Below are 25,803 nucleotides of genomic sequence, written 5' to 3' on the forward strand. Positions count from 1 at the left end.
CCGGCGCACTGACGCCACTTCGAAGGGATACCTCTTGGCGGAACCATTGGACCGGTATGACGCCGAGCTCACCACCCCCGAAATGGTGATCCTCGAGATGGACGCCACCGACAAGCTCGACGCCACGACCCAGCTGGCGGAACGGATGCACGCCGCCGGGCGCATTTCGGATCTTCCGGGCTTCCTCAAGCACGTCAACGCCCGTGAACACCAGCTGGCCACCGGCCTTCCCGGAGGCATCGGCCTGCCCCACGCCCGCAGCGAGTTCGTCTCCCGGACCACCATCGCCGTCGGCATCACGAAATACGGCAAAGCGCTCGACTTCGGCGCCGCCGACGGTCCGGCGACGGTGGTCCTCCTGATCGCGACCCCGGCCAGCTCCTTCTCCGAGCACCTCGAAGTGCTGGCCACGCTGGCCAGGTCATTGTCGAAGGAGTCGTTCCGCGAATCGCTCCGCCGCGCCTACGACCCCGAAGTGATCGCCGAACTCATCAACTCCAGCCTGGTCTTCTTCGACCACTGAGATGGGGGCAGGCCCACTCTGTAGCCGTTTCGTTGTTCTACACACGGACGAAGTACGGTTAAGGTGTGCTGAAAACTGCCCTCAAACCCCGCTGGATCGCAGGCTTGGTCTTCGCGATCGTCGTATCAGGGGTGTTTGTCCTGCTCAGCCAGTGGCAGTTCGGCCGCTCGACCCAGCCCGAGGTAACGGTCGCCACCACGACCGAGGAACCAAAAGCCCTCACCACGGTGCTCCAGCCCGGGGAATTCTTTCCCGGTTCGGTCGCTGACCAGATCGTCACGGCCACCGGAAGCTACGATCCGCAGAAGCAGGTCCTCGTCCCCGGCCGCCTGAACGACGGCGCCATGGGCTACTGGATCGTTTCGGCCCTGGCCGTGAATGAAGCCCCCGTCCTGACCGGATCCGGCGCTTCGCCGCAGACCTGGATCCCGGTGGCCCGGGGCTGGGTTGCCGACCCCGCAGACGCGCCCGCACCGCCGTCGGGCACCATTGAACTGACCGGACGGCTGCTGCCCTCCGAAGCCCCGCTGCCCGAGACCGACGCGGGCCCCGGCCGGGCCAGCGCCGTCTCCGTCGCGGAACTCATCAACATCTGGGAAGTCAGCAGCTACCCCGGCTTCGTCGCCGCGAGCTCCGAGGCCGCCGGCGGCAGCGACGTCAGCGCCGCCGCGTCCGGCGGGGAGGTCAGGCCGCTGAACGTCGGGCCGCAGCCTCCCGCCGAAAAGGTCAACTGGCTGAACCTGTTCTACGCCGCGGAGTGGGTCGTGTTCGCCGGCTTCGCGCTGTTCATCTGGTGGCGCCTGGTGAAGGATGACTACCGCCGCGGACTCGAGGACGCCCTCGACGAGGAACACGACGCCGCGGCGCGGGAACGCCCCGAACCGGACCCCACCGAACCGCACCCCACCGAAACGAAAGTGCAATCATGATCGAGCCCCAGCCGGCCGTCCAGCCGCAGCAGTCCAGCGCCCCCGGAAGCGGGCGCGGCAAGAAACGCCGCTTCGGCGGAACCGAGGCCCAGATCCGCTCGGCATTGAAGTTCTACAAGGTGCTCGCGTACATGACCGGCGCCATGCTGCTCCTGCTCTGCGCCGAACTGATCGCCCGGTACGCCTTCGGTCAGTACCTCTTCGCGGGCGGAACCAACGCCGTCACCGGTGAGCCTTTTGGCCTCGGCTTCGCTGATGCCGAGCCGCCCGGTGTCATCGGCGGCGTGAACCTCTCCGTCGCGGTCCTGATTGTGCACGGCTGGATGTACGTCGTGTACCTCATGTCCAACTTCCGCCTGTGGTCGCTGATGCGCTGGCCGTTCGCGAAGATGATCATCCTGGCGCTCGGCGGTGTGGTGCCGTTCCTGTCCTTCTTCGTGGAGAAGAAGTTCCACGCCGAGGTGGAGGCCGAACTGGCCGCAAACCCGCAGGCTCCGCAGCGCTACTGAGCACGCCCCGGCCCAGCTCCGGGCGCCACCGCACCGGGCGTGTGAGTTCGCTTACCCGGTGGCCTTTCCCGGGCCCGGACCGGCTTCTCAATGTGCGGGCGGACGGCGCCGCAAAGTAGGCTAGTACGGTGACTACTCCCACTGCATCCCAGACGTCCCACAAGCCCGTGCTGGTTGTTGATTACGGTGCCCAGTACGCGCAGCTGATCGCCCGCCGCGTCCGGGAAGCGAATGTGTATTCGGAAGTGGTTCCGCATACCTTCAGCACCGAGCAGCTCCTGGCCAAGAACCCCGCCGCCATCATCCTCTCGGGCGGCCCCGCGAGCGTCTACGCCGAAGGCGCCCCGAGCGTCGGGGCGGACCTGTTCGAAGCCGGCGTGCCGGTCTTCGGCATCTGCTACGGCTTCCAGGCCATGGCGAACGCCCTTGGCGGCAAGGTCGCCCAGACCGGGCTCCGCGAGTACGGCGCCACCGAAACCACCACTATCGGCGAGGGCCGCTCCATCCTGGCGGGCATGCCCCAGCACCAGAGCACCTGGATGAGCCACGGCGACTCCGTCCACGAGGCCCCCGACGGCTTTGAGGTCCTGGCGACGACGGCCGGAGCCGACGTGGCCGCCTTCGCCAACGAGGAGAAGAGCCTCTACGGCGTGCAGTGGCACCCCGAGGTGAAGCACTCGGCGTACGGCCAGCAGGTCCTCGAGAACTTCCTCTTCAAGGGCGCGAAGCTGGAACCGAACTGGACCACCGGCAACATCCTCGAGGAGCAGGTAGACCGCATCCGCAAGCAGATCGGCGACGCCCGGGTCATTTGCGGCCTGTCCGGCGGCGTTGACTCCGCCGTCGCCGCCGCCCTGGTCCAGCGAGCCGTCGGCGACCAGCTGACCTGTGTCTTCGTGGACCACGGACTGCTGCGCGAAGGCGAAGCCGAACAGGTCGAACGCGACTTCGTGGCCGCCACCGGCGTCAAGCTCTACGTGGCCAACGAGCAGGAGCGCTTCCAATCGGCCCTGGCCGGGGTCAGCGACCCGGAGACCAAGCGCAAGATCATCGGCCGCGAATTCATCCGCGCCTTCGAGGAAGCCGAGCTGGCAATCATCGCCGAGGCAGCCGCGCACGGCGAGAAGATCAAGTTCCTGGTGCAGGGCACCCTGTACCCCGACGTCGTCGAATCCGGCGGCGGCGAAGGTGCAGCGAACATCAAGAGCCACCACAACGTGGGCGGACTGCCGGAAGACCTGCAGTTCGAACTCGTTGAACCGCTGCGCGCCCTGTTCAAGGACGAGGTCCGCGCCGTCGGTGCCCAGCTGGGCCTGCCGCAGGAAATCGTGGGCCGCCAGCCGTTCCCGGGGCCGGGCCTCGGCATCCGCATCGTCGGTGAAGTCACCAAGGAGCGGCTGGACCTGCTGCGCAAGGCAGACGCCATCGCGCGGGCCGAACTGACCGCCGCCGGACTCGACAACGAAGTCTGGCAGATGCCGGTCGTCCTGCTGGCCGATGTCCGCAGCGTCGGCGTCCAGGGCGACGGCCGCACCTACGGACACCCGATCGTGTTGCGCCCCGTCTCCTCCGAGGACGCCATGACGGCGGACTGGTCGCGGCTGCCCTACGATCTGCTGGCCAGGATCTCCAACCGCATCACCAACGAAGTGGACGGCGTGAACCGCGTCGTACTCGACGTGACCAGCAAGCCGCCGGGAACCATTGAGTGGGAATAGCCCGGTAACGGGCTGATCGAATGGCCGGTCTCCTGGGGAGACCGGCCATTTCCCGTCTGTCCGGGTCGGTCCGGCCGGGAGTCCGCCGGCCGGATTTGGCGGGGCGGGCGATCCGGTGAATTCGGTCGAATTTGTCTCCCGCCAGTGTTGCGGAGCCTCACTGGCGCCGGATTCGGGCTACCCTCGAATGCATGCCGGTATTGTTCAGGACGTCCCGCGCGAGCACGGAAAACGTGAGCACAGTAAACGCGAGCACAGAAAAGAAGGCAGCAGTGTCAGTTGGTCAAGGCCACCCCGAGGGCTCCGAAGAGCTCAGGAAATGGCTGTCTGGGCTCAAGCCCGTCACCGGAGCAGACACCATGCTGCGCTTCACCAAGACGCCTGAGGGGTCCATTGACCTGACCCACGCACACCCGTCCGGACTGGCGCAGCTGATGGCCGGCCGGCGCACCCGGCTCTCCACCCTGATCCGGGACCACCAGCAGTACGTCGTCGCGGCGAGGGCCTCGCGCAATCTGCGGTCCAAGATTTTCGAACTCGCCAATGACCGCGGCATCGACGCGGGCTACTTCTCGGCGGGCACGGTGGTCTGGACATCCGCCGTTGGTGGAAAACCGCAGCGCGTCTCTGCCCCGGTCATGCTGGCCTCCATCTCCCTCACCGTGCGCCCGGGCGAGGACGACTACGAACTGCAGCTGACCGAACAGGCCAAAATCAACCCGGCCCTGATCCGTCACCTGAAGACCATTCACGGGATTGTCTTCGACGTCAACGCCGTCACCCGCATGGCGTACAGCACCGCCCGCTTTGATCCCCAGCCGGTCCTCGACCGCCTGGGCACGCTCATCCAGCCCATCCACGGCGCTGAGGTCGAGCACAACCTCCTGGTCTCCACTTTCGCGGACCTGTCCGGGAGCCTCGCCGATCCCTGGATCAACGAGAACCATTTCCTCGTGGCGGCGCTGGGGCGCGCCGCGGCCGGCGGGACGGTGGAGGTTCCCGAGCTCAAGGCCGGGCGCTTCCCGAGCACCGATGAGCGGGATCCCGCCGAGGAACTGCTGCTGCTCGACGCCGACAACGACCAGCAGTACGTCATCGACGCCGTCCGGGCCGGGGAATCGCTCGTGGTCAGCAGCCCGCCGGGCACCGGCCAGACCCAGACAGCCATCAACACCATCGGCGCCCTCGTCGATCAGGGCAAGACCGTCCTGGTGGTGGGGGACCGGCGCGCCAGCCTGGACGAGATCTCCGCAGAACTGGACACTTTGGGGCTGGACTCCACCCTGTTCCAGCTCGCTGGCAACACCACCCCGCTGCAGCTCAAGGGCCAGCTGGTCCGGGCCATCATGCGCAACGAAAAATCCCTCGAGCCCCAGCTCAGCAACCTGCACACCACCCTGATCGAGCACCGTCACGCCCTTCGGGACCACGTCGCCTCGCTGCACAACGTCCGCCAGCGCTGGGGCTGCTCGCCCTACGAGGCCATGCAGTCGCTGGCCGAGCTGACCTCGCTCCAGCCGGCCCCGGCCACCACCGTCCGGCTCAAGCGCAGCGTCCTGGACAACATCCGCGACCGCGAGGAACTCGCCGGTCGGCTCCACCGCGCCGCCGAACTGGGCAGCTTCAGCCGGTCCTCGACGGCAAGCCCGTGGCACGGCGCCCGCCTCCTGACCCGCAAGGAAACCCAGGAAGCCCAGCAGGTGGCCCGCTCGGTGGCCGACAAGCTGCCGGAACTGCGCGAACTGATGAACGGCGTCGCCGATCATGCCGAGATCCGCCTTGGCCGCACCTTTGCCGAGTGGGGCGATCAGGTGGAGCTTCTCGTCGCGGTCCGAGAGAGCCTCGACAAATTCACCCCGGATATTTTCGACCGCCCGGTCCACGACCTCATCTCCGCCACCGCCGCCTCCTCCTGGCGGCGCGAACGGAACATCGAGATGCCGTCCATGCAGCGTTCCCGCCTGCGCCGGGTGGCGAAGGAATACGTCCGCCCGGGCGTCCACATCGCGGACCTGCACAGCTCCCTGGTCCTGGTCCAGGAGCAGCGGGCCGCGTGGTCCGGCTACGCCACCACTCAGCGCCATCCCGCAGTCCCATCCGGCCTCGGGGAGATCATCGCCCTGTACCGCGAGCTGGAGTCGGAGCTGGCCGAGCTGGGGCAGGCCGTCCGGCACACCCCCGCAGGCGGCGAACTGCACGCCACGTCCTATGAAGAACTCATGGAGCGACTGGAACGGTTGGTTGCCGACACCGGCACGCTCGAGACTCTGCCGGAGCGGACGCTCCTGATCGAGAACATGCGCGAACACGGTCTCGGCGAACTGCTCGCCGACCTGGCCGAACGTGAGGTGCCGGCAGAATCGGTCGCCACGGAGCTTGAGCTCGCCTGGTGGCAGTCGGCGCTGGAAGCCATGATCAGCGGGGACGACTACCTTGCCATGTCCGACGGTGACGCCCTGCGCCAGCTCGAAGCCGAGTACCGCCTCGCGGACAACGCCCACATCGCCAGCGGTGCGGCCCGGCTGCGCTGGCAGCTGGCCGAACGGTGGCGGGCGGCCATTGCGGAGCAGCCGCGCCAGGCGGAGCTGCTGCGCAGCCTGCTCAAGGACGGCCGCGTCACCCTTCCGGCCCTGACGGGACAGGCCCCCGAGCTGCTGCCCGTGCTGGTGCCGGTGTGGTCGGTGAGTCCCTATCTCCTGACGGCGGTCCTGCCCGTGGAGCAGAGGTTCGACGCTGTTGTCATCCTCGACGCCGAGGCGACGTCGCTGCAGGCTGTCCTGCCGGCCATCGCCCGATCCAAACAGGTCATCGCCTTCGGTGACGACCGGATTGCCAGCCCGCGGACCTTCACCGTCAGTGTTGAGCGGCTCGCCGCCGGCGAGAGCTCCCACCAGGGTGTGGAGAGCGCTTACCAGGCTCTGGCGACCGTGTTGCCCATCTGGAGCCTGCGCACCGTCTACCGGGCCGTTGATGAAGACCTCGTGCGGCAGCTCAGCAGGGGCTTCTACGACGGCGGACTGCGGCGGTTGCCTGAAGGCCAGTCCGCCACCGGGCTGGACCGCGCCTTGACGGTGGAATACCTGCCGGACGGCACGGGACTGCCCAGCGCGGACCAGGACGGTGTCGAATCCGTTGTGGCCGAGGTCAACCGTGCGGTGGAGCTCGTCTTCGAACACGCCCGGCTGCGGCCGCGGACCTCGCTGGCCGTCGTCACCGGGAGCCTCCGGCACGCCGCCCGGATCGGCGAGTCCATCCGGTTGCAGCTGCCCAATTACCCGCTGCTGGCCAGTTTCTTCACCGCCGGCGACGAATCCTTCCGGGTGGTTGACCTGGAACGCGCCCAGGGCCTGGTCCGCGATCATGTGATCTTCTCGCCGGGGTACGGACGGACCCCGCACGGGCGGGCTCTCCACAGCCTGGGCCCGCTGTCGCTGGACGGCGGACGGGCCAAGTTCGCCCTCGCCATGACAAGGGCGCGGCGGTCCCTGCATGTGCTGAGCTGCTTCCGTCCCGAGGATCTCGACGTGACCCGGCTGAGCCACGGTGCGGTCGACTTCTACGAGTTGCTGGACCGTGAAATTGCGGGCAACTCCGATCTGGGCAGTCCGGCATCGCGGGCGGCCGCCAGCGAACAAGCCCTGGGAGCAGACCCCCTCGTGGCTGACCTCGGCGACCGCCTGCGGGCCCGGGGTGCCAGGGTCTGGCACCAGTACGATGGCGCCCTGAACATGGTGGCCGCGGCCGACCCGCTGAGCACCCTCGGACAGGACGACGCGGAGATTCCCCGGCCGGTGGCGATTGAGTCCGACGGCACCGAGCAGTACCGCCGGCTGACCGTCCGCGAACGCAGCAGGCTCCGCCCGCAACTCCTGGAGCGGCTAGGCTGGCGTTACATGCCACTATGGACCATAGAGGTGTTCACCGATCCTTCGGCCTGCGCCGACCGCATCGGCGGATACCTGGGCCTGGAAAAGCCGGCCGTGACGCACCGGAAACAGACCTCGCCGGGATCCTTCGACGACGACGTCGAGAATCTGGCCGTCAACGAAGCGCAAGCCTCGGAGCGGCGGGCCTCGTCCGGACGGCCGGACAGCGGGCAGGAGTACAGAACAGATCAGGGCAGTAAGGAGGCCGGCGGCATGACTGTGGACGGCGATACCCAGAACCACGGCGATGTCCGGAACGGTGGCGACGTCCAAAACGGCGGCGAAGGCCGGGACGGCAACCAGGACGAGGCGACACAATCCGAGTCGGCGGCGGCGGCCCCCGCCGGTGTGCTGCCGAACAAGGCCGCTGAAGACGATCCCAGGCGCTGGGGCGACGAGCAGGGCGGCTACGACCACGACGCCTGGCTCGAGGAACAGAAACCTCCGCACTGGGGCTAGGCTCCCCGGCCCGGCCCGGGGGGATTGGGCTTTCGGCCGAGCTCCGGCCGGGAGGACCCGCTAACCGGGAGCCGCCGCCACGAGGACAAAGAACAGCTTTCCCTGCGTGGATGCGCCGGCGAGGCGACCGGCCTGATCGACGTCGGCAGCAACGACCAGGAGACCGTCGGTCTCCCCGGTGGCCAGCCATTCGCCGGCCCCGCTGCCGTGCTCCGAGGTCCACAGCACCGGCACCGCGGCGGCCAGCACCTGGGACGCTGCCGGCTGGTCAAAGCCGCTGCCGGTTGTCATCACGACGTTGACGAGCTGCCCGGGGGAGACCAGCTGGATCGACGCCGGGTCCGCCATCCGGAGCGGCACGGCGGCAGATCCCGGCGGGCTTCCCGCCAGCAGGCCGGGACCAAGGAGCTGGGAGTCGGATAGCAATTGGCCCTTGCGGAGAGCCACCGCCAGCTGTTTGCCCTGCAGGGACTCGGTGCTGTCAAAGCTGCCGGCGGGCACCAGGCCGCGCGGGACGCTCAGCGCTGTCAGGTCGTCCGGGCCGAGCGTTTCCCCGGCCGGGAGGTCCCGTGCGGCGGCGAAAGCGGAAACCGTAAAGGCCGGGGCAGGCGTCAGCTGTTGGACTGTGAGACCGGCGGCCGCGCACAGCAGCAGCGCTACCCACAGCCGCCGGTTGCGGCCCAGCCACCGGGCCAGCCGCCGGCGGGGAGGCTGTCCAGCGGGTCCTGACCGTCGCGGCGGGCTTCCGGCGGCAGGCCGGGCCTGGCGGCGCCCGGGGGAACCGCCGTTTCGTAGGACCGATAAAGGTCGCCATGCGCCACGGAAATAGGTCCCAAGGACAACCTCGGGGAAAACGCTTACGGGCGGGAGGGGTCGGGCGGCGGTGGCCATAGCCCGACACTACCCAGCGGCGCCAAAGCCGGGCAGTCGGTGTCTGGGCTATGTGGACAAAGCCCGGCAGGCATCGAACCGCACCGGGGCCGCAGCCCTCAGGAGGTTCCTAGCTTGCGGAAGCTGCGGCAGGCGCCGGAGTTGCGGCCGGGGCAGGAGCCGGGGCCGGGGCCGGGGAGACGGTGCTGCCTTTGGCGTCGCGGGAGTCGGTCCGGTAGAAGCCGGAACCCTTGAAGACGACGCCGACGCTGTTGAACTTCTTGCGAAGGGTCCCCTGGCACTCGGGGCAGGACGTGAGGGAACTGTCGGTGAACGACTGCACGATCTCGAAGGCGTGGCTGCAGTCCTTGCAGGCGTATGCATACGTGGGCACTGGAAATCCTCCTCTGGGACAAACGAGCAGGTCCCGTGCTGTCCGGTGCGGATCGCGGCCGACATGTTCGTCGCCGGAATCCGTCCCTTAGCAGTCGCAGGGCCTGAGTGCTAATTCTATCACCCCGGCCGAGCGTCCATTTGTGAGCTAGTGGGGCTGCAGCCGGAGCAGGCCTGCCGGGGTGAGGACGGCGGCCACCTTCCGGTCGAATTGCTCTGCCGGGATGCTGCTGGCCGGCAGGACCTCGCCGTCGTACACGACGGCGGCGGTCGGCACGGGCGGCAACAGCCCGCCGTCGGACGCCGGGGTCCCGGAAGGGAGGACAGCGGCCAGCGCCGCCAGGAACTTGTCGTAGTAGCCGCCGCCCTGGCCGATCCGGTTGCCGGAGAAGTCGACCGCTGTGGCGGGCAGGAAGATGCCGTCGGTGTGCCGCATGACGGTGCTGTCGTGGCGCTCGCCCGCGGGTTCCTGGATCGGCGCGTAGCTGCTCCGGACAAATTTTCCTGCCGGTGTCCAAAACACCCAGCTCAGCACCCGGCCCGGCTCGCAGACCGGAAGCAGCACCTGGTGCCCGGCCTCATGCAGCGCGGCCAGCAGGGGAAGGGTCGGAGGCTCGAAACCCACGCCCAGATAGGCGGCGAAAGTGCCCGGTCTGCCGCCGGTCAGACCGTTTGCCCAGGCAAGCCCGTGCCGGGCAATGCCCGTCCCGGCGCTCTCCAGTCCGGCCGGTGTCAGCGCGGCACGCCCGGCGCGGTGGCTGGCCCGGATCTCTTCCTTCGACGCCATGGCCGTGTTCCCTCCGCATGATGCAGCCCGGCAAATAGCGCTTCTCCCGGCGGCCCGAATGATTACCCAATGATTGGTCCCTCCGTTAGATTAGACCAGTGACTACACCCAACTCTCCCGTCCGCAAGGCCGTCATCCCCGCAGCCGGCCTCGGCACCAGGTTCCTTCCGGCCACCAAGGCCATGCCCAAGGAAATGCTGCCCGTCGTTGATAAGCCGGCCATCCAGTACGTCGTGGAGGAAGCTGTCAAAGTCGGCCTGAGCGACATCCTGATGATCACCGGCCGCAACAAGCGTGCGCTGGAGGATCACTTCGACCGCGTCCCCGCGCTGGAAGCCACCCTTGAGGCCAAGGGAGACACCGCCAAGCTCGAGTCCATTCAGGCTGCCAGCAATCTTGGGGACATCCACTACGTCCGGCAGGGCGATCCGATGGGCCTGGGCCACGCCGTGCTCCGTGCAAAGCAGCACGTGGGTTACGAGCCGTTCGCGGTCCTGCTGGGCGATGACCTGATTGACGCCCGCGACGAACTTCTCAGCACCATGATCGAGGTTCAGGCGAAGACCGGCGGATCGGTGGTGGCACTGATCGAAGTTGAGCCGTCCGAGATCAGCGCCTACGGGTGCGCCGACGTCCAGCCGATCAGTGGCGAAGAGTACGTCCAGATCAAGCACCTGGTCGAGAAACCTGACATCAAGGACGCCCCGTCCAACCTCGCCATCATTGGACGCTACGTCCTCCATCCGGCAGTCTTCGAGGTGCTGGAACGCACCGCCCCCGGCCGCGGCGGCGAAATCCAGCTCACCGACGCGCTCCAGGAGCTCGCCTCCGGCGACGGCGAAGGCTACGGCGTGTACGGCGTGGTCTTCCGCGGCCGCCGCTACGACACCGGCGACAAGCTCAGCTACCTCAAGGCCTGCGTCCAGCTGGCCTGCGACAGTGACGACCTGGGTCCCGGCCTGCGGGACTGGCTGCCGGGCTTCGCCTCGAGCCTGGCCTCCAGCCTGACCAAGTAGCTTCCGTGGGGGGCAGCTTCCACTGGCCGGTGACGCTCGAAAGCGGCGACCTCGTGTTGCGCCCGATCCGGTACCGGGACCGCAAGGAATGGTCCGAGGTCCGTTCCCGCAACAGCGAGTGGCTGGCCCCCTGGGAAGCATCCAACCCCGTCCCCGGGGGTGGCCTTCCCGACTACCGCCACATGGTGCGGTCCCTCAAGGCGCAGGCCGCCCAGGCCACGGCCCTGCCGTTTCTGATCACAGAGCGGACCCCGGGTTTCCGGGATCCTGTCATTGTGGGACAACTGACGGTCTCCTCCATCGTGTGGGGCTCGGCGATGATGGCCACACTCGGCTACTGGGTGGACAAGGACCGGGCCGGGCACGGCTTTGCCCCGACCGCCGTGGCGTTGGTGACGGACTACTGCTTCCAGAACCTGGGGCTGCATCGGATGGAAATCAACATCCGACCCGAGAACGGGCCCAGCCTCCGGGTGGTCGAGAAGCTCGGCTTCCGCGACGAGGGCTACCGGCCGCGGTTCCTGCACATCAACGGTGAATGGGCTGATCATCGGAGCTTCGCACTGACGTCCGAGGAAGTGCCGGAGGGGCTCCTGCCGCGCTGGCAGCAGAGCCGTCCGTTGTAGTCGGCAGACCCTTTCTGACCAGCCCTTACGTCATCAATCCAGTCATTTGACAGTTCCCCCGCGACACACCGGGGACAATGCGGTCCCGCACCCCGCATTACTCATACGGTTTTGATGTGGACTTCCCTCTTAGCAGCTCTGTGATCCTTGTCATTGCTGTTGCGCTCTGGATTGTGTGGGTTGCCCCCTACATGCTCCGGAACGGACGCCACCGGCTGCAGCCTGCGGGCGAGCTAGCGGCAGACATGATCGATCCCGAAACAGCAGCCCCCCAAGCCGGGAACGTCATGATGATGACGGCCCAGCAGGAGAAACCCATGACCAGCACCCAGCGCACCGAGTCCGTCCCGGGAACCACCCGGCTCGACGGCGGCCCCAAGACTTCAGCCACCGGCCCGGCGTTCAGAATCCGCTATGGCCGGCTGGCCCTCGCCCTGGGCGGCCTGCTCTCGCTGCTCACCGGCGTCGTCTCGGCTGCCCTGCGAATCTTCGGCCTTGGCTCACCCTGGCTGCCTTTCCTGGCGTTGTTCGGCGCCGTGGCCGCGGTCGTTATGCTCCGCTGGCTCGCGGTCAGGGACCGACGCCGAAAGGTGAACGCCGCGTTTCGCGCGGCCATGAGCGCGCCCGCCCACGAGGCCGTGCGCACCCCGGAACGCGCACCGCTGCGGGAGACGTCGGACGAGCCCCGCGAACGGCCGGAGAGCCCGCTCTTTGACGCCCAGGCCGACACCGCAGAACGGAAACCGGCCCCGAAGCCCCTGACCGCCCAGGAACTCCGCCAGGCGGCGCTGGCGGAAGCTCTGGCCTCGGGCGACACATCTGTCCGTGGCGCCTCGGATGCCCCGGCGGCCGAAGGATCCAGCTGGGAGCCGGTGGAGGTCCCCAAACCCACCTATGTGGAGGCACCGAAAGCCGAGCGGGCCGCCCCGGAGCCGCTCGACCTGCCGGAAGCCCCGAAGGCAGTTGGAAAACCGTCGCTGAAGCAGGGCCTTCCGCAGACGCCGGCCGGCAGCCTCGGTGCTGACGCCGAGCAGAAGCCGCTGGGCAAGGCCCAGAGTGCCCTGAGCAACCTGGACGATGTCCTGCAGCGACGCCGCGCCTGAGCCTCTTCTTACCAGCCCCGGGCAGCCAGCAATGGCCGCCCGGGGCTATTTTGTGCCCGGCTGATCAAATACCCGCGGTCCAAACGGCCGGGAATCAGGCACGGGGCTATAGCCTCAAGGCATGACACGAATTTGCGTTGCCGGGGGAACCGGCCAGGTGGGCCGCGAAGTCGTGCGGCAGGCCGTCGCGGCCGGGCACGGGGTTGCCGTCCTCAGCCGGAATCCGCCTCCTCCGGGGGCCCCGCTCCGGACGGAGGGGGCGGAGTACTTCGCCGCCGACGTCACCTCCGGCGAGGGGCTGGCAGCGGCGCTGGCCGGGGCCGACGTCGTGATCGACTGCCTGGAGGGGCGCTCCGGGAGGGCGCTGAAAGACTTCGCCGACGGCGGCGCCCGGCTGCTTGCCGCCGCCCAGGACGCCGGCGTAAACAGGGCCGTGGTTCTCTCCGTCGTCAATTGCGACCGCAGCAGCTTCGGCTACTACGCCTCGAAGGCAGCCAAGGAGCAGATCTACGAGCGGTCCGGACCGGAGACCGTTGCGCTCCGGGCGACTCAGTTCCACTCCCTCCTCGCGGCAGTCTTCGCGGCGGGATCCCGGCTGCGGATCATCCCCGTGGTCAAGAGTGCCGGCTTCCAGCCGATTGCGTCCGGCGATGTGGCGGCGGCCCTGCTGGAGGAGGCCCTCAAGTCAGCAACGGGCCGACGGCACAGCGTCAGGACCATCGGCGGCCCCGAGATTCAGGAGATGGGGGAGTTCGCCCGGCAATGGAAGGCGTCTACCGGCTCCCGCGGACGACTTGTGCGGTTCCCGCTGCCCGGCGCGATGGGCAAATACCTGCGCGCGGGGCTGAACCTGGTGCCGGAGGAACGCCACGCCGGTGAGACTTTCAGCGGCTGGCTGGCAAAGAACGCGGATAGTTTGTAGCCTAGGGACACCGGCAGCGCCGTTCCTTCGGGACCGGCGTTGCTTCGGGGCTATAGCTCAGTTGGTAGAGCGCTTCGTTCGCATCGAAGAGGTCAGGAGTTCGAATCTCCTTAGCTCCACAACTTTTGAGGGTTTTTGAACCCTTGAGTGCCTGGCAGGCACATCGGGCAGACGCCTAGCTCACCGTGACCATCGGTTTGGACCCGGATTGCCTGCACAGGCTAACGCCGGGGCAATCTCGTGATCAGTCGTCCCGGAGGATCAAGTCCTATCCGTTTCGCGGTCGACGGCGTTGCCGCGACTCGCGTGTGCCACCGATGTGCCACCGGCTTCCCGCACTGCTGGTCCTCGTGAGTGTCGGGATGTATCGTTGACTATCGTTGTATATCGTTCGCGGTTCACAGAGGAGACCATGATGCGTAATTCATACCCGGCAGGCGGATTCCGCGGCAACAACGTGGACGGCATGTGGCAGGCTGTCGAGGAGCTGCGTTCAAGGTTTGAGAAGCGCTCGGGCACCCGCGCGGGTCGGGGCGAGGTGCGGTCGGCAGTGCTGGCACTGCTCGCAGAGCGGCCGATGCACGGCTACCAGATCATCCGTGAAATCGAGGAGCGCAGCGGTGGCAGCTGGAAGCCCAGCGCCGGCTCTGTCTACCCGACGCTGCAGCTGCTGGCTGATGAGGGATTCATCAGTGCCGAGGAATCCAACGGGCGCAAGATCTACTCGCTCACTGAAGCCGGCCGGGAGGATGTAGCGGGGGCCGATACGACAGCTCCGTGGGAGTCGACGGGGCCGGCGTCGGGCCCCGGGTTCGCGGCGTTGCCCAAGGCAGGCGTCGAGCTCGCGCAGGCAGCGTCCCAGGTGGGTCGCACCGGCACGCGGGAGCAGGTGCAGGAGGCCGTGACGGTGCTCGACGACGCACGTCGGCGGCTGTACTCGATCCTCGCCCGGGACTGACGGGAGTGACGTCGGTTCGTCGGGACCGGGCAGATCCGGTACCCGGCGCCGGGGACACCCGTGCCCGTTACCGTCGCATCCTGCGCTTCGCCGCCTGGCATCTCGCGGTGACCTGGTGGTTCGAGCTGTTCCTCCCGCGCATCGGGCTGGCCAGGATTGCCGAGCGCACCAGGACATCAAGGATGCTTCGCTTCGCGCAGCGCTTTCATGTGCTCGCGGTGGACCTTGGCGGTCTCATGATCAAAGTCGGTCAGTTCCTGTCCTCCAGGCTCGACGTGCTTCCGCCCGAAATCACCAAGGAACTTGAGGGACTGCAGGACGAGGTGCCCCCGGTTTCGTTCACCGCGATCCGCACCCTCGCCGAAGCTGAGCTGGGAGCGCCGCTGGAGCAGCTGTTCGCGTCGGTTGAGGAGACGCCGATCGCAGCAGCGTCCCTCGGGCAGGCGCACCGGGCGAGGCTTCTTCCGCGCGACGCCGCCGACACCGGGCTCGACAATGTGGTGCTGAAGGTACAGCGGCCGGGCATCGACGCCATTGTCGACGTCGACCTGGCGGCACTGCGCAAAGTGGGCGGCTGGCTCAGCCACGTGCGCCTGGTGTCCGATCGCGCCGACATGCCCGCCCTGGTCGAGGAGTTTGCGCAGACCAGTCTTGAGGAGATCGACTACGCGAATGAGGCGGCCAATTCGGTGCGGTTCGCCGTTGATTTCGCCGACGATGACCGGGTGAGTGTGCCCGACGTCGTCTGGGAGCGGAGCACCCGCCGCGTGCTTACCCTCGAAGATGTCACGGCGATCAAGATCACGGACGCGGAGGCGCTTCTCGCAGCGGGCATCGATCCGGCCCAGGTTGCCCCGGTTTTCGCGTCGGTAATGTTCGACCAGATGTTCACGAACGGCTTCTTCCACGCTGATCCGCATCCGGGCAATATCTTTGTCACTCCGGGTTCCGGCTCGTCCACGGATCGTCCGTGGAAGCTGACGTTCATCGACTTCGGCATGATGGGCGAGGTTCCGGCGAGTACGCGCAGCGGCCTGCGGAAGCTGCTCATCGCGGCCGCTTCGCGTGACGGTAAGGGGCTGATGACCGCGATCAGCGACGTGGGTGTGCTGGTGCCCTCGGCCGATACGGTCGAGCTTGAGCGGGCGCTGACGCACCTCTTCGCCCGCTTTGGGGGGATGGGCTTCGCCGAGCTTCGCGAGGTGGACCCGCGGGAGTTCCTTGATTTTGCGGTGGAGTTCGGTGACGTGGTTCGCTCGCTGCCGTTCCAGTTGCCGGAGAACTTCCTGCTCATCATCCGGGCGATGTCACTGACGTCGGGTGTGTGCAGCACGCTGGACGCCCGGTTCAATCTGTGGGACTCGGTCGAACCCTACGCGGCGCAGCTGCTGCGCGACGAGCGTGGCAGCATCGTGCAGGACGTGGCCCAGCAGGCATTTGATGCTGCCGGGCTGGCCCTGGGTCTGCCGAAACGCCTGGAGGGGCTTCTCACCCGACTCGAGGACGGTTCCCTGTCGGTTGCCAATCCCCGCCTCGAACGGCAGGTGGCGCGGCTTGACCGCACGGCGCAACGCTCGGCATCGGCACTGGTATTCGGCGCCCTGCTCATCGCAGGTTCTGTGGTCCGAGCGGACGACACAGTGCTCGGCAGTGTGCTGATGATCATGTCGGTGGTTCCGCTGCTGCATGGGCTGTGGGTGGGGCGCAGCGGCCTCTAAGTGAGCCGGTGACTCCGCCCAGCCCGATATCCTGTCCAGTGAGACGAGGAGAATCATGACCACCCTGAAAGAACGCCTGCACGCCGACGTCGTCGGCCACATGAAGGACCGCAACAAGGTCGCGCTCACCACGGTGCGCAACGTCCTGGGCGAAATCGAAACCCGCGAGAAGTCCGGCAAGACCCCGATCGTGCTGGACGACGCCCAGGTGACGTCGCTGCTGCAAAAGGAAGCGGCCAAGCGCCGCGACACCGCCCGCATCTACACCGAGGCGGGGGAGTCCGGGCGGGCGGCGGCGGAAATCGCCGAAGCCGAGATCATCGAGGCCTACCTGCCAAAGGCCCTGACCGCAGCCGAGGTGGAGACGATCGTCGACGAGGTGATCGGTGGCCTCACCGCCAATGGCGCCGAACTGACGATGCGGCAGCTCGGCGCGGTAATGAAGCCGGTGACCGCCAGGGTCGCCGGACGCTTCGACGGCAAGGCCGTCAGCGAGATCGTGCGCAGCCGCATCGTCCAGTGACAGGGCGGGCCGGGCCCCGAAATCCGCAGCCCGGCCCGGATGGCGGCCGGCCGCCGGCGTGCGCCTGTATCCTGAGAGGGTGCGCCACATGGCAGAATCCGCCATTACCGGGCGCGGTTCCTGGCCGGACTGATGTCCGCGGCCCTGGACCGTATCGCCGGGCGTCGCGGAATCCCGCCGCAAACGTCAGTCTCCGATCCGCCCCTCGGACTCTGGGATTGGAACTCATATCGCAACCGTCGTACCCGACCGCCCCCTGGCAACCCCGACGACCGCCCGCACGTCCCCGCAGGCAGCCTCGCTGAATGAGCCTGCCGTCGTGACGTGGGAAGAAGGCGGCCACAGCAGGACCGCCCGCTGGCGGTCGGCGAACGGACGCCCAGCACCGGCCCGCGTTGAAGTGGTTACCGACTCCCTCACCGCGGACGAGGCGAACAGGATGGCGTCCCAGGGCATCGCGATGCTCTGGCACGGCGACTTCCACAATGCGCGGCAGATCCTCAACGCCCTGGACCGGCGGGTGGGCGCCGGGAAGAAAAAGGCCGCTGACACCCCGGCCGATGAGTTCTACCGGCACCGCCAGTCCCGCTCCCACCGCGCACGCATTCTCGGCCTGCTGCTGATCCCGCTTGATCCGGGACCGGTGGTACCGCTGCGGCGCGCCCCGGACATCCGGGCCGCCGCCGAGGAGGCATACGGGGACATCAGCGAGTCTTCGGTGGTGTCGCTCCATGAGCTTGTCGGGGCCATCGGCGCGCATGAGTGGCGAAAAAACGGCGTCTTCGTCGAGGCCCTGCAGGGCCTCATCCATCCGCACTACGGCACGTTTTTTCCGACCCGCAGCGAGTACGTTGATCTGGTGGCCGCCGCCCCGCTGCCCTCCGACAGGCTGGCGTTCGACGTCGGGACCGGCACCGGGGTGCTCGCTGCCGTGCTCGCCCGCCGGGGCGTACACCGTGTGGTGGCGACGGACAACGAACCCCGCGCGATTGCCTGCGCCGGCGAAAACTTCCGGAACCTAGGCGTCCAGGACCGTGCGGAGGCTGTCCTGACCGACATGTTCCCGCCCGGCCGTGCACCGCTCATCGTCTGCAACCCGCCGTGGATTCCGGCCACGCCGCATTCCTCCCTGGACAATGCCGTGTACGATCCCGGCAGCCGGATGCTGTTCCGTTTCCTGAACGAGCTCTCCGACCATCTGGAGCCGGGCGGTGAGGGGTGGCTCGTCCTCTCGGACCTGGCCGAGCATCTGGGTCTGCGGTCCCGTGGCGACCTGCTGGGCGCCATCGAGGCGGCCGGGCTGAAGGTGCTGGAACGGTCCGACACCAAGCCAACCCACCCCAAGGCATCCGACCGCAATGACCCTTTATTCGCGGCCCGCGCGGCCGAGGTCACCTCGCTCTGGCGGCTCGCAACCCGTTAGTGCCACGATCCGCCGCGTGCCCTGCCGTTCAGACCCAAACCGAAAGTGAAATACCCATGAGCCTGATCCGGCTGCAAGACGTCAGCGTGCGCTTCGACAACACCCAGATTCTCCGGGAAGCGTTCTTCCGCCTCGAGACCGGCGACCGGGTGGGCTTGATCGGCAAGAACGGCTCCGGCAAGACGACCATCCTCAAACTGGTCCTTGACCAGGTGTCACCGGATACCGGCACGGTCACCCTGGAACTGGGCACCAAGGTGGGCTACTTCTCCCAGTTCTCGGAACTCAACGGGGACGCCACGATCACTGACGTGCTCGATGCACTGTTTACCGAGATCAAGGCGATCGAGGCCGAGCTGGGCGCCATCGACGCCTCCATCGCAACTGGCCCCGCGGACACCGAACTCGACCGCCTCATCAGCCGCCAGGCCGAGCTGTTCGAGGACATGGAACGGCTCGACGGCTGGGACTACCCGCGGCGCATCGACACTGTCCTCACGACGCTGGGCTTCGACGAGGCCCACCGCAACTGCGCGATCGACGAGTTGTCCGGCGGCTGGCGCAACCGTGCGGCCCTGGCCAAGATCCTGCTCGAAGGCCCTGACGTGCTGCTCCTCGACGAGCCCACCAACTTCCTTGACGTGGCCGGCGTCGAATGGCTCGAAAGCTGGTTCCGGGACTTCAAGGGTGCCGCGATCATCGTCTCGCACGACCGGAAATTCCTCGACGCCGTCGTCACCCGTATCATCGAGGTGGAAAACTTCCACCTCCACGAATACCCGGGCAACTTCGGCGAGTACGTCGTGCAGAAACAGTTCCGCCTCAAGACCCTGGAGCAGCAGTTCGTGCACGAATCCGAGCTTCTGGCCTTCGAAGCCGAAGGGATCGCCGACCGCCGCGAGGCGGCCAAGGCCGCCGGCAGCGGGCTGGGGAACCAGCTGGCCAAAATCAAGAAGGCCCGCACACCCCGGCCGGTCGACCAGATCGTCACCGAGATTTACGGCGGCCTGCACGTCAAGGACGTCCTCTGCCGGGTGGAGGGACTGGGCAAGTCCTACGGCGAGAAGCTGCTGTTCGACGGCCTGAGCTTCGAAATCCGCCGGGGCAACCGGATCGTGGTCCTCGGCTCCAACGGCAGCGGCAAGTCCACGCTCCTGAAGGTGCTGACCGGCGAGGAGCGCGCCGACTCCGGCGAGGTGGCCTGGGCCAAGGGGCCGGGCTTTGTCTCCTATAACCAGATGCTCGAGGACCTCGACGACGCCGACACCGTGTCGCACGCTGTCAACGCGCTGCCGGACAGCCTGGCGTTCAGCGCCACGAAGAAGTCCGTCAACCGGTTCCTGGCGATGTTCCAGTTCTCCGAGGCGGACCTCAAGCAGAAAATCGGGAACCTCTCCGGCGGGCAGAAGGCGCGCGTCGCCATGGCGCAATGCCTCCTGTCCGGCGCCTCGGTGCTGCTGCTGGATGAGCCGACCAACCACCTGGACATGTCCAGCACCCAGGTCATGGAACGCGCGCTGGTGCACTTTCCCGGCGCCGTCGTCGTGGTCAGCCACGACCGCTTCTTCAGCGAAAAAATCGCCAACCGCCACCTGGTGTTCGGCGCTGACGGCGCGGCGCCCGGCGAAATCGACGTCCGCGCCGCCTAGAGCGCGAGGAATGTGACCGCACGCTTTCCGGACCCCTGAACCGCCGTGTCCGCGGGATAATGGAAGCATGACCGAACAGGACCAGGACCGCGACCCGTGGGATGAGTTCGACCGGCTCAAACCGGCGGGACCTGACCGGGTGGCGGGCCACCCCGGGGGCGAACCCGTGGGCTTCGGCTTCCGCACGGGGGTCCGCAGCGCGAAAGTGGCCATCGGCTTCGCCATCTATGCCCTGACCCTGGGAACCACCCTGGTGGTGATCGGCGCTATCGTCTTCATCGGCGAAAGCCACTGGCTGCTGCTCGGGCTGATGGTGCTGATCGAGGCGGTGTTTGTCCTGGCGTTCAGCCGGCTGGTCGCGCAGGCACGACGGCGCCGCTGACAGCCCCGCGCAGGGGCCCGCGCTACTTCCGGTGTCTGGAGGTCAGGGCCAGGTAGGCCCCGAGGGCGCCGACGCCGCCGATCCCCGCGGTGAAGAGGGTCTTCGGCCAGTTCCGCCAGCGATCCGGCTGGGCAGCCACCAGCTCCCCGACAGCGTTGATCAGGGCGGCAGTGATCAGTCCGGCGACGATCCGGTTCCCGGTCTTCTCCGCTTTGTCCATCAGCCGGTCCAGCTCCTCGGCCCGGAAGTGAATGTCGATGCCACCGCGCTCCAGGACATCCACCACCCGGCGCATGATCTCCGGCGCATCCGTCCCGAAGCGCAGGGCTTCCCGGCCGAGCTTCTTCAGCCGGTCCGCCAGAGCCTCGGGGGACAACGAGCCAAGGATCATTTGCTGTGAAAAGGGTCCCAGCTGGGTGGTCAGCTCAAATCCGGGATCCAGCTGTTTGCCCAGACCGTCCGCCATCACCAGCATTTTCAGCAGGAGGGCTGTTTCCCGCGGCAGCCGCAGCCGGGACCCGCGCAGCAGGGCCGCCAGTTCCGTCAGCACCGGGACGATCGGAATCTCAGCGAGCGGCCGTCCGGCATACCGGTCCACGAGCCGCCCCAGGTCCGTCTGCAGTCCGCCGAAGCCGCCGCCCGCCTGAGCCCCGCACATGCGGACCAGGGCCGTGGTCAGCCGCGCGGCGTCCCGGTCCACGATGGCCACCAGCATCCGGACCAGCTGATCGCGCGTGGAGTCGCTGATCTGGCCGACCATACCGAAGTCAATGATGCCCAGGCGCCCGTCAGCCTCCACAAAGAAGTTTCCCGGATGCGGGTCGGCGTGGAAGAAGCCGTCCTCGAACACCATCTTCAACAGGACATCGCAGGCCCGCCGGGCCAGCTTCGCGGCGTCGATCCCCGCCTCCCGCAGCGCGGCCGTGTCGTTGACTTTGATGCCCTGGATCCGCTCCAGCGTGAGCACCCGGGACGTGGTGGTGTCCCAGAAGACCCGGGGGATGTAGACGCGGGCGTCGCCGGCGAAGTGCTCCACGTTCCGGGCTTCCTGCAGGTAGTCCAGTTCGGCGCGCAGGGTCTGGGAGAACTCATCCACGAGGGCCGCCAGATGGACGCCGGCGGCCCGGGTGGAGGCCCGCTCCGCCCGTTTGGCCAGCTCGGCCATGATCTCCAGATCCTCATTGATCTGGGCCACGACGCCGGGCCGGCGGACTTTGACCACGAGGTCGATGCGCCGGCCGCCGGGGGCCGCCCCGGCGGGGCCACTTGATCCGGCGTCCTCCGGGGCGATCCGGCCGCAGTGGACCTGCCCGATGGAACCGGTGGCGAGGGGCGTGTCATCCAGCGAAGCGAGCAGCCCGTCCGCTGCGGTGCCAAGCTCCTCGGTGATAACGGCACGGACCTCGGCGGCAGTTATGGGCGGGGACGCGTCCTGAAGCTTCGCTAGCTCGGCGGCGTACTCCGGAGGAAGCACATCGGTGCGCGTTGACACGATCTGGCCGAACTTGATGTAGACGGCGCCGAGGTCTTCCAGTGCGAGCCGGACGCGCACCGGCAGGCTCACGCCCCGGGGCGGGCGCCGGTGCGGGGCCGTCCCGTCCGCGGGCCGGACCCTGTCCAGCCCAAGGGTTCCCAGCGCGAAGCCCAACCCGTGCCTCGTCAGGGTCTCCACGATGTCCCGCAACCGGTCCCGCCGTGCGCTCATGACGCCAGACTACACGCGGGTCCGGCGCTGAATCCTCTCGCTAGAGCCAGCCCTTCCGCTTGAAGATGCCGTACATCAGTGCCGCGGTGGCGCCCATCAGCCCGATGGCCATCGGGTAGCCGAAGCTCCACTGCAGCTCCGGCATCCGGTCAAAGTTCATGCCGTACACGCCCGCGACAATTGACGGGGCGAAGAAGATCGCCGCCCAGGACGAGATTTTCTTGACCTGTTCGTTCTGTTCGGCGCTGGCCTCGTTCTGACGGTTGGCCGTCAGCGTGCCGTCGAGGGTGAGGGCGTTCTGGAGGAGGTCGCGAAAGGAATCAGCGCGCGAGATCAACCGCTCCACGTGGTCCTCGACGTCGCGGAGGTTGTGCTGGAGCTCGGATTTCACCTCGTACTTCTCGAACCCGCGCCGGAGCAGCTGCATCATGGCGGGGAGCGGATGGATGGCGCGCTGGAACTGGATGACTTCGCGGGCCAGCTCGTAGATCCGCCGGGAGACTGTGGAGTCGCCGCTGAACAGCTGGTCCTCGATCTCGTCGATGTCGTTCTCCAGTCCTGACACGACCGGGACGTAGTCGTCCACCACCTGGTCCATCAGGGCGTAGAGCACAGCCTCCGGGCCGTGGCACAGGAGGTCGGGGCGCCGCTCCAGTTTTCGCCGCACCTGCGCCACCCCGCCGGTCTCGGCGTGCCGGACGGTGACGACGAAGTTCTTGCCGGTGAAGACATGCAGCTCACCGAATTCCACGGTTTCCGACTCGTCGAGGTACCGCGCGGGCCGCAACACCGTGAAGAGGATGTCGTCGTAGCGTTCGAGTTTGGGGCGCTGGTGCGCCGAAATCGCGTCTTCCACGGCGAGGCTGTGCAGCCCGAACTCCGCCGCGACTGCGGCCATTTCGTCTTCCGTGGGACGGTACAGCCCGATCCACGCCATCCCGCCGTGCCGGCTCAGGGTCTCAAAGGTCTGCTCGAGGCTTTGCGGCTCGGCGCTGCGCACGCCGTCTACGTAGACGGCGTTATCGATGATAGTCACGGGCTTATTATCCCGCCTGATGCGGCCCTGGCCGCGCAGGTCCGGATGCCCCGCCGGAACAGCCCGGGCCGAAGGATCACTTGGCCCGGGCGGGGGCGAGCGAGCTGCCCTGGGCCAGCCGGCTGATCAGCGGTTCGGTGCGGTATTGGATGTGGGTGTGCAGGGCAAGGACGGTCTCGGTCCGGATGACGCCCTTGATCCGCAGAATGGAGCGCAGGGCGGCCTGCAGGTTGTGGGTGTCCGTGGCCACCACCCGGCACCATACGTCGCCGCGTCCGGAAATTTCGTGGACTTCCAGGACCTGCGCGATCAGGCGCAGGGCTCCCACCACGCCGTCGAGTTCCCGGTGGTTGACCTCGATCGTGACGAAGGCGACGACGTCGTAGCCCACCGCTTCAAGATCGATTTCCCGGCCGCCGTCGTGCAGCAAACCCGAACGCTGCATGCGCCGGACGCGGGACTGCGCGGTGTTGCGGGCTATGCCCAATTTTTCGCTGAGATCGCCGATCTGGATCCGCGGGTCCCGGATCAGTTCCAGCAGGATTTTCAGGTCGGTGGGGTCCAGGCTGTTCAAATCGTCACTCCGGTTCACTCTGACGGTGGCTGATTGACTGTTTTGATCAATTTTGGCATGGAATTTCGCTGGTGCGGGCAGTAGTGCCTCAGTCTGGAGGTATCGAATCAGTACGGGCTGGCGATTCCCCCACCACAGGGAACACGCGGCCCGCTTCCACGCAAGGGCACGGTATGACGGTCTTCAGCGAGCTTCGCATGCGCCCCGCCACGGCAGAACGCTGGGGCTGGGACGCTTCCACTACGGCACGGCTGGTGATGGCCGGCGTCGTGATTTTCACGCTGCTGGTCGGCGCGAATCTTGCCACGCCGCTGTATCCGCTGCTGCAGGCCAAACTGGGGATCACCGCGTTTGATGTCACGGTGGCCTTCTCGGCCTATGTCCTGGCACTCGTGGCCACCCTGATCCTGGCAGGACACTGGTCCGACCACATTGGCCGCCGGGCCGCGCTGGTCCTTGCCGTGCTCGTGGGCCTCGCCGGCGGCTCCATCTTTGCCGCAGCGGACAGCCTGTTCGCGCTGTGTGCCGGCAGGGCGCTGCAGGGCATTGCTGTGGCGCTCGCCACCGGGGCCAGCTCGGCGGCCCTGCGGGAGCTGCTGCCCAGCCGTCCCGAGTGGGCCTCGCGGTTCACCCTGCTGGCTTCCGCCGGTGGTGTGGCGGCCGGCCCGGCCATCGGGGGAGTGCTTTCGCTGCTGCCCGGGCCCACGTCCACGCCGTATTACCTGCATTCCCTGGTCCTGGCCGCGCTGCTAATCCCGCTGTACCTGCTGAAGGCCCGTCCGGCGATCAGCTCCGCCGCGGGTCCGCAGCCGTGGCGTGTGCTGGCGCCCCGCCGGCCGTCGGTGTCCAGTGAGGCGCGCGGCGCCTTCTGGCTGGCGTCCGCGGTGGGGTTCCTCAGTTTTACCGTCTTCGGCTTCTGCCTGTCCCTGGCGCCGGGCTATTTCGCCCAGATCGTGCACGCCGATTCCCGGCCGCTGATCGGCCTGCTGGCGGGGCTGACCCTCGGGTCCTCCGCGCTCAGCCAGTTCCTCGCGGTGCGGGGGCGTTTCGTGGTGCCGGCCGGACTGGGCATGCTGGCCGTGTCGGTGCTGCTGATCGCCGCGGCCGCCGCCTGGAGCAGTCCGTGGCTGCTGATCATCGCGAGCATCACCGCCGGCTTGGGACAGGGGGTGTCCTTCCGGACCGTCTTCAACGATGTGGCCGGGAAGGTCGAAGCGTCCCGTCACGCCCAGATCATCAGCACGGTCTACGTCATCACCTACCTCGGCAGCGCCTTTCCCGTCATCGGGCTGGGGCTCGCCGCCGGGGTCTTCGGCCTGCAGACTGCGGTCGCCGGCTTTGTGGTGCTCTGTTCGATCGCGGGCGTCACCCTCGCCGCCATCACGCTGCGGGCGGCGCTGCGCCGCGCCTGACGGTCCCCGGGGGCTGAAACAACGCCCCGGCCATTCCTACTCGGGCAGCGGGCCCTGGTTGCCCTGGATGTGGTCGAACACGAGGGTGGTCTCGGTATGGCCCACCACGGGATCGGTGGCCAGATTGTCCAGCACCCAGTCGCGGAGGTCCTCGGTGGTGGCGACGGCAATGTGCAGCAGATAGTCCACCGAGCCGGAGGTGTGGAAGGTCGAGAGCACGGCCGGGAGCTTCGGAACCCGGGCCGTAAAGCGGTCGATCTGTTCGCGGTCGTGGGCGCGGAGCCGGACGGCGATGAGGGCCTGCACGGAGCGGCCGATCGCGGACAGGCTCAGCTTCGCCTCGAAGCCCTGGATGATCCCGCGCTCGGAGAGTGCCCGCGTGCGCATCAGGGCCGTGGACGGCGCGATGCCTACCAGCTCGGCCAGTTGCTTGTTGGAGATTCGGGCATCGGCCACGAGTGCCGCGAGCAGGCGCTCGTCGATAGCGTCCAGCGGCTCGCCGGCACCCGCTCCCGGCCGAAGATTCTTCGCACTGCTACTCACGGATCCTCCTTGAGGGGTTTTCAGTTCATCATAAACGGCGCATTCCGACACTTCCATTCGAGGCCCCTACAAAACTCCGAATTATTGCCAGATACTTGC

At 67.6% G+C, this 25,803-nt stretch carries 23 protein-coding genes and 1 tRNA gene; 17 read left to right on the top strand and 7 right to left on the bottom strand.

Annotated elements, in window-relative coordinates; translation table 11 throughout:
* Positions 1 to 34: 34 nt before the first annotated feature.
* From AC50YC_RS02780 to AC50YC_RS02800, 5 genes are all read left to right on the top strand, one after another.
* Positions 35 to 523, top strand: a complete 489-nt coding sequence (locus AC50YC_RS02780) for a PTS sugar transporter subunit IIA (RefSeq protein WP_494952079.1) — start codon at positions 35 to 37, stop codon at positions 521 to 523.
* 65 nt (positions 524 to 588) lie between these two features.
* Positions 589 to 1,452: an SURF1 family protein gene (locus AC50YC_RS02785; protein WP_494952080.1), complete on the top strand. Its 864-nt coding sequence runs from the start codon at positions 589 to 591 to the stop codon at positions 1,450 to 1,452.
* A complete protein-coding gene (locus AC50YC_RS02790; RefSeq protein ID WP_494952081.1) occupies positions 1,449 to 1,961 on the top strand; it encodes a DUF3817 domain-containing protein in 513 nt (170 codons plus the stop codon). Before AC50YC_RS02785 ends, AC50YC_RS02790 begins: the two co-directional genes overlap by 4 nt.
* 128 nt (positions 1,962 to 2,089) lie before the next feature.
* Complete coding sequence (guaA, locus tag AC50YC_RS02795) at positions 2,090 to 3,679, top strand: glutamine-hydrolyzing GMP synthase (RefSeq protein ID WP_494952082.1); 1,590 nt, start codon at positions 2,090 to 2,092, stop codon at positions 3,677 to 3,679.
* A 272-nt stretch (positions 3,680 to 3,951) separates the two neighbouring features.
* Positions 3,952 to 8,064 (top strand): AAA family ATPase, encoded by a 4,113-nt coding sequence (locus tag AC50YC_RS02800; RefSeq protein WP_494952083.1) that lies wholly within the window; start codon positions 3,952 to 3,954, stop codon positions 8,062 to 8,064.
* 60 nt (positions 8,065 to 8,124) lie between these two features.
* Here the strand turns inward: AC50YC_RS02800 and cpaB are convergent, their stop codons facing one another.
* The 3 genes from cpaB to AC50YC_RS02815 form a co-directional block, all read right to left on the bottom strand.
* On the bottom strand, positions 8,125 to 8,955 hold the full coding sequence (gene cpaB, locus AC50YC_RS02805) for a Flp pilus assembly protein CpaB (RefSeq protein ID WP_494952084.1): 831 nt from the start codon (positions 8,953 to 8,955) through the stop codon (positions 8,125 to 8,127).
* Between the two features lie 109 nt (positions 8,956 to 9,064).
* Entirely contained in the window at positions 9,065 to 9,328 is a 264-nt protein-coding gene (locus tag AC50YC_RS02810) for an FmdB family zinc ribbon protein (RefSeq protein ID WP_494952085.1), read from the bottom strand.
* A gap of 147 nt (positions 9,329 to 9,475) precedes the next feature.
* A complete protein-coding gene (locus tag AC50YC_RS02815; protein WP_494952086.1) occupies positions 9,476 to 10,114 on the bottom strand; it encodes a 5-formyltetrahydrofolate cyclo-ligase in 639 nt (212 codons plus the stop codon).
* 98 nt (positions 10,115 to 10,212) lie between these two features.
* On the opposite strand from AC50YC_RS02815, the gene galU reads away from it, so the two are divergent.
* From galU to AC50YC_RS02870, 11 genes are all read left to right on the top strand, one after another.
* Entirely contained in the window at positions 10,213 to 11,130 is a 918-nt protein-coding gene (gene galU / locus AC50YC_RS02820; protein WP_494952087.1) for a UTP--glucose-1-phosphate uridylyltransferase GalU, read from the top strand.
* A gap of 5 nt (positions 11,131 to 11,135) precedes the next feature.
* Positions 11,136 to 11,756 (top strand): GNAT family N-acetyltransferase, encoded by a 621-nt coding sequence (locus AC50YC_RS02825; RefSeq protein WP_494952088.1) that lies wholly within the window; start codon positions 11,136 to 11,138, stop codon positions 11,754 to 11,756.
* Between the two features lie 116 nt (positions 11,757 to 11,872).
* Complete coding sequence (locus tag AC50YC_RS02830) at positions 11,873 to 12,859, top strand: hypothetical protein (RefSeq protein ID WP_494952089.1); 987 nt, start codon at positions 11,873 to 11,875, stop codon at positions 12,857 to 12,859.
* Positions 12,860 to 12,980: 121 nt separating this feature from the next.
* Complete coding sequence (locus AC50YC_RS02835; RefSeq protein ID WP_494952090.1) at positions 12,981 to 13,781, top strand: SDR family oxidoreductase; 801 nt, start codon at positions 12,981 to 12,983, stop codon at positions 13,779 to 13,781.
* 46 nt (positions 13,782 to 13,827) lie between these two features.
* Positions 13,828 to 13,900: transfer RNA gene (locus AC50YC_RS02840), tRNA-Ala, on the top strand.
* Positions 13,901 to 14,196: 296 nt separating this feature from the next.
* The gene (locus AC50YC_RS02845) at positions 14,197 to 14,739 is read left to right on the top strand and encodes a PadR family transcriptional regulator (RefSeq protein WP_494952174.1); all 543 of its coding nucleotides are present in this window, start codon (positions 14,197 to 14,199) and stop codon (positions 14,737 to 14,739) included.
* 5 nt (positions 14,740 to 14,744) lie between these two features.
* Entirely contained in the window at positions 14,745 to 16,457 is a 1,713-nt protein-coding gene (locus AC50YC_RS02850; RefSeq protein ID WP_494952091.1) for an ABC1 kinase family protein, read from the top strand.
* 55 nt (positions 16,458 to 16,512) lie between these two features.
* Entirely contained in the window at positions 16,513 to 16,980 is a 468-nt protein-coding gene (locus AC50YC_RS02855; RefSeq protein WP_494952092.1) for a GatB/YqeY domain-containing protein, read from the top strand.
* A 319-nt stretch (positions 16,981 to 17,299) separates the two neighbouring features.
* Positions 17,300 to 18,403 carry a methyltransferase gene (locus tag AC50YC_RS02860; RefSeq protein WP_494952093.1) on the top strand — a complete coding sequence of 368 codons (1,104 nt, stop codon included), beginning with the start codon at positions 17,300 to 17,302 and terminating at the stop codon, positions 18,401 to 18,403.
* Positions 18,404 to 18,459: 56 nt separating this feature from the next.
* Entirely contained in the window at positions 18,460 to 20,052 is a 1,593-nt protein-coding gene (locus AC50YC_RS02865) for an ABC-F family ATP-binding cassette domain-containing protein (protein WP_494952094.1), read from the top strand.
* A 67-nt stretch (positions 20,053 to 20,119) separates the two neighbouring features.
* Positions 20,120 to 20,434, top strand: a complete 315-nt coding sequence (locus AC50YC_RS02870) for a hypothetical protein (protein ID WP_494952095.1) — start codon at positions 20,120 to 20,122, stop codon at positions 20,432 to 20,434.
* A gap of 22 nt (positions 20,435 to 20,456) precedes the next feature.
* Here the strand turns inward: AC50YC_RS02870 and AC50YC_RS02875 are convergent, their stop codons facing one another.
* The 3 genes from AC50YC_RS02875 to AC50YC_RS02885 form a co-directional block, all read right to left on the bottom strand.
* Positions 20,457 to 22,139, bottom strand: a complete 1,683-nt coding sequence (locus AC50YC_RS02875; RefSeq protein ID WP_494952096.1) for an ABC1 kinase family protein — start codon at positions 22,137 to 22,139, stop codon at positions 20,457 to 20,459.
* Positions 22,140 to 22,179: 40 nt separating this feature from the next.
* A complete protein-coding gene (gene corA / locus AC50YC_RS02880; protein WP_494952097.1) occupies positions 22,180 to 23,175 on the bottom strand; it encodes a magnesium/cobalt transporter CorA in 996 nt (331 codons plus the stop codon).
* 76 nt (positions 23,176 to 23,251) lie between these two features.
* Positions 23,252 to 23,749: an Lrp/AsnC family transcriptional regulator gene (locus AC50YC_RS02885; RefSeq protein ID WP_354169491.1), complete on the bottom strand. Its 498-nt coding sequence runs from the start codon at positions 23,747 to 23,749 to the stop codon at positions 23,252 to 23,254.
* 173 nt (positions 23,750 to 23,922) lie between these two features.
* Here AC50YC_RS02885 and AC50YC_RS02890 point away from each other — a divergent pair, with 173 nt between their 5' ends.
* Positions 23,923 to 25,161: an MFS transporter gene (locus tag AC50YC_RS02890; RefSeq protein WP_494952098.1), complete on the top strand. Its 1,239-nt coding sequence runs from the start codon at positions 23,923 to 23,925 to the stop codon at positions 25,159 to 25,161.
* 36 nt (positions 25,162 to 25,197) lie between these two features.
* Here AC50YC_RS02890 and AC50YC_RS02895 read toward each other — a convergent pair whose 3' ends face one another.
* Positions 25,198 to 25,704, bottom strand: a complete 507-nt coding sequence (locus AC50YC_RS02895; protein ID WP_494952099.1) for an Lrp/AsnC family transcriptional regulator — start codon at positions 25,702 to 25,704, stop codon at positions 25,198 to 25,200.
* Between the last annotated feature and the right edge of the window lie 99 nt (positions 25,705 to 25,803).

The sequence above is a fragment of the Pseudarthrobacter sp. MDT1-56 genome (assembly GCF_059383555.1).

Bases quoted from the DNA above. Each gene is read 5' to 3' on its own strand.
- AC50YC_RS02845 (WP_494952174.1), top strand. From the start codon at position 14,197: ATGCGTAATTCATACCCGGCAGGCGGATTCCGCGGCAACAACGTGGAC.
- cpaB (WP_494952084.1), bottom strand. From the start codon at position 8,955: ATGGCCACCGCCGCCCGACCCCTCCCGCCCGTAAGCGTTTTCCCCGAG.
- AC50YC_RS02890 (WP_494952098.1), top strand. From the start codon at position 23,923: ATGACGGTCTTCAGCGAGCTTCGCATGCGCCCCGCCACGGCAGAACGC.
- AC50YC_RS02835 (WP_494952090.1), top strand. From the start codon at position 12,981: ATGACACGAATTTGCGTTGCCGGGGGAACCGGCCAGGTGGGCCGCGAA.
- AC50YC_RS02865 (WP_494952094.1), top strand. From the start codon at position 18,460: ATGAGCCTGATCCGGCTGCAAGACGTCAGCGTGCGCTTCGACAACACC.
- AC50YC_RS02815 (WP_494952086.1), bottom strand. From the start codon at position 10,114: ATGGCGTCGAAGGAAGAGATCCGGGCCAGCCACCGCGCCGGGCGTGCC.
- AC50YC_RS02870 (WP_494952095.1), top strand. From the start codon at position 20,120: ATGACCGAACAGGACCAGGACCGCGACCCGTGGGATGAGTTCGACCGG.
- AC50YC_RS02855 (WP_494952092.1), top strand. From the start codon at position 16,513: ATGACCACCCTGAAAGAACGCCTGCACGCCGACGTCGTCGGCCACATG.
- AC50YC_RS02790 (WP_494952081.1), top strand. From the start codon at position 1,449: ATGATCGAGCCCCAGCCGGCCGTCCAGCCGCAGCAGTCCAGCGCCCCC.
- AC50YC_RS02875 (WP_494952096.1), bottom strand. From the start codon at position 22,139: ATGAGCGCACGGCGGGACCGGTTGCGGGACATCGTGGAGACCCTGACG.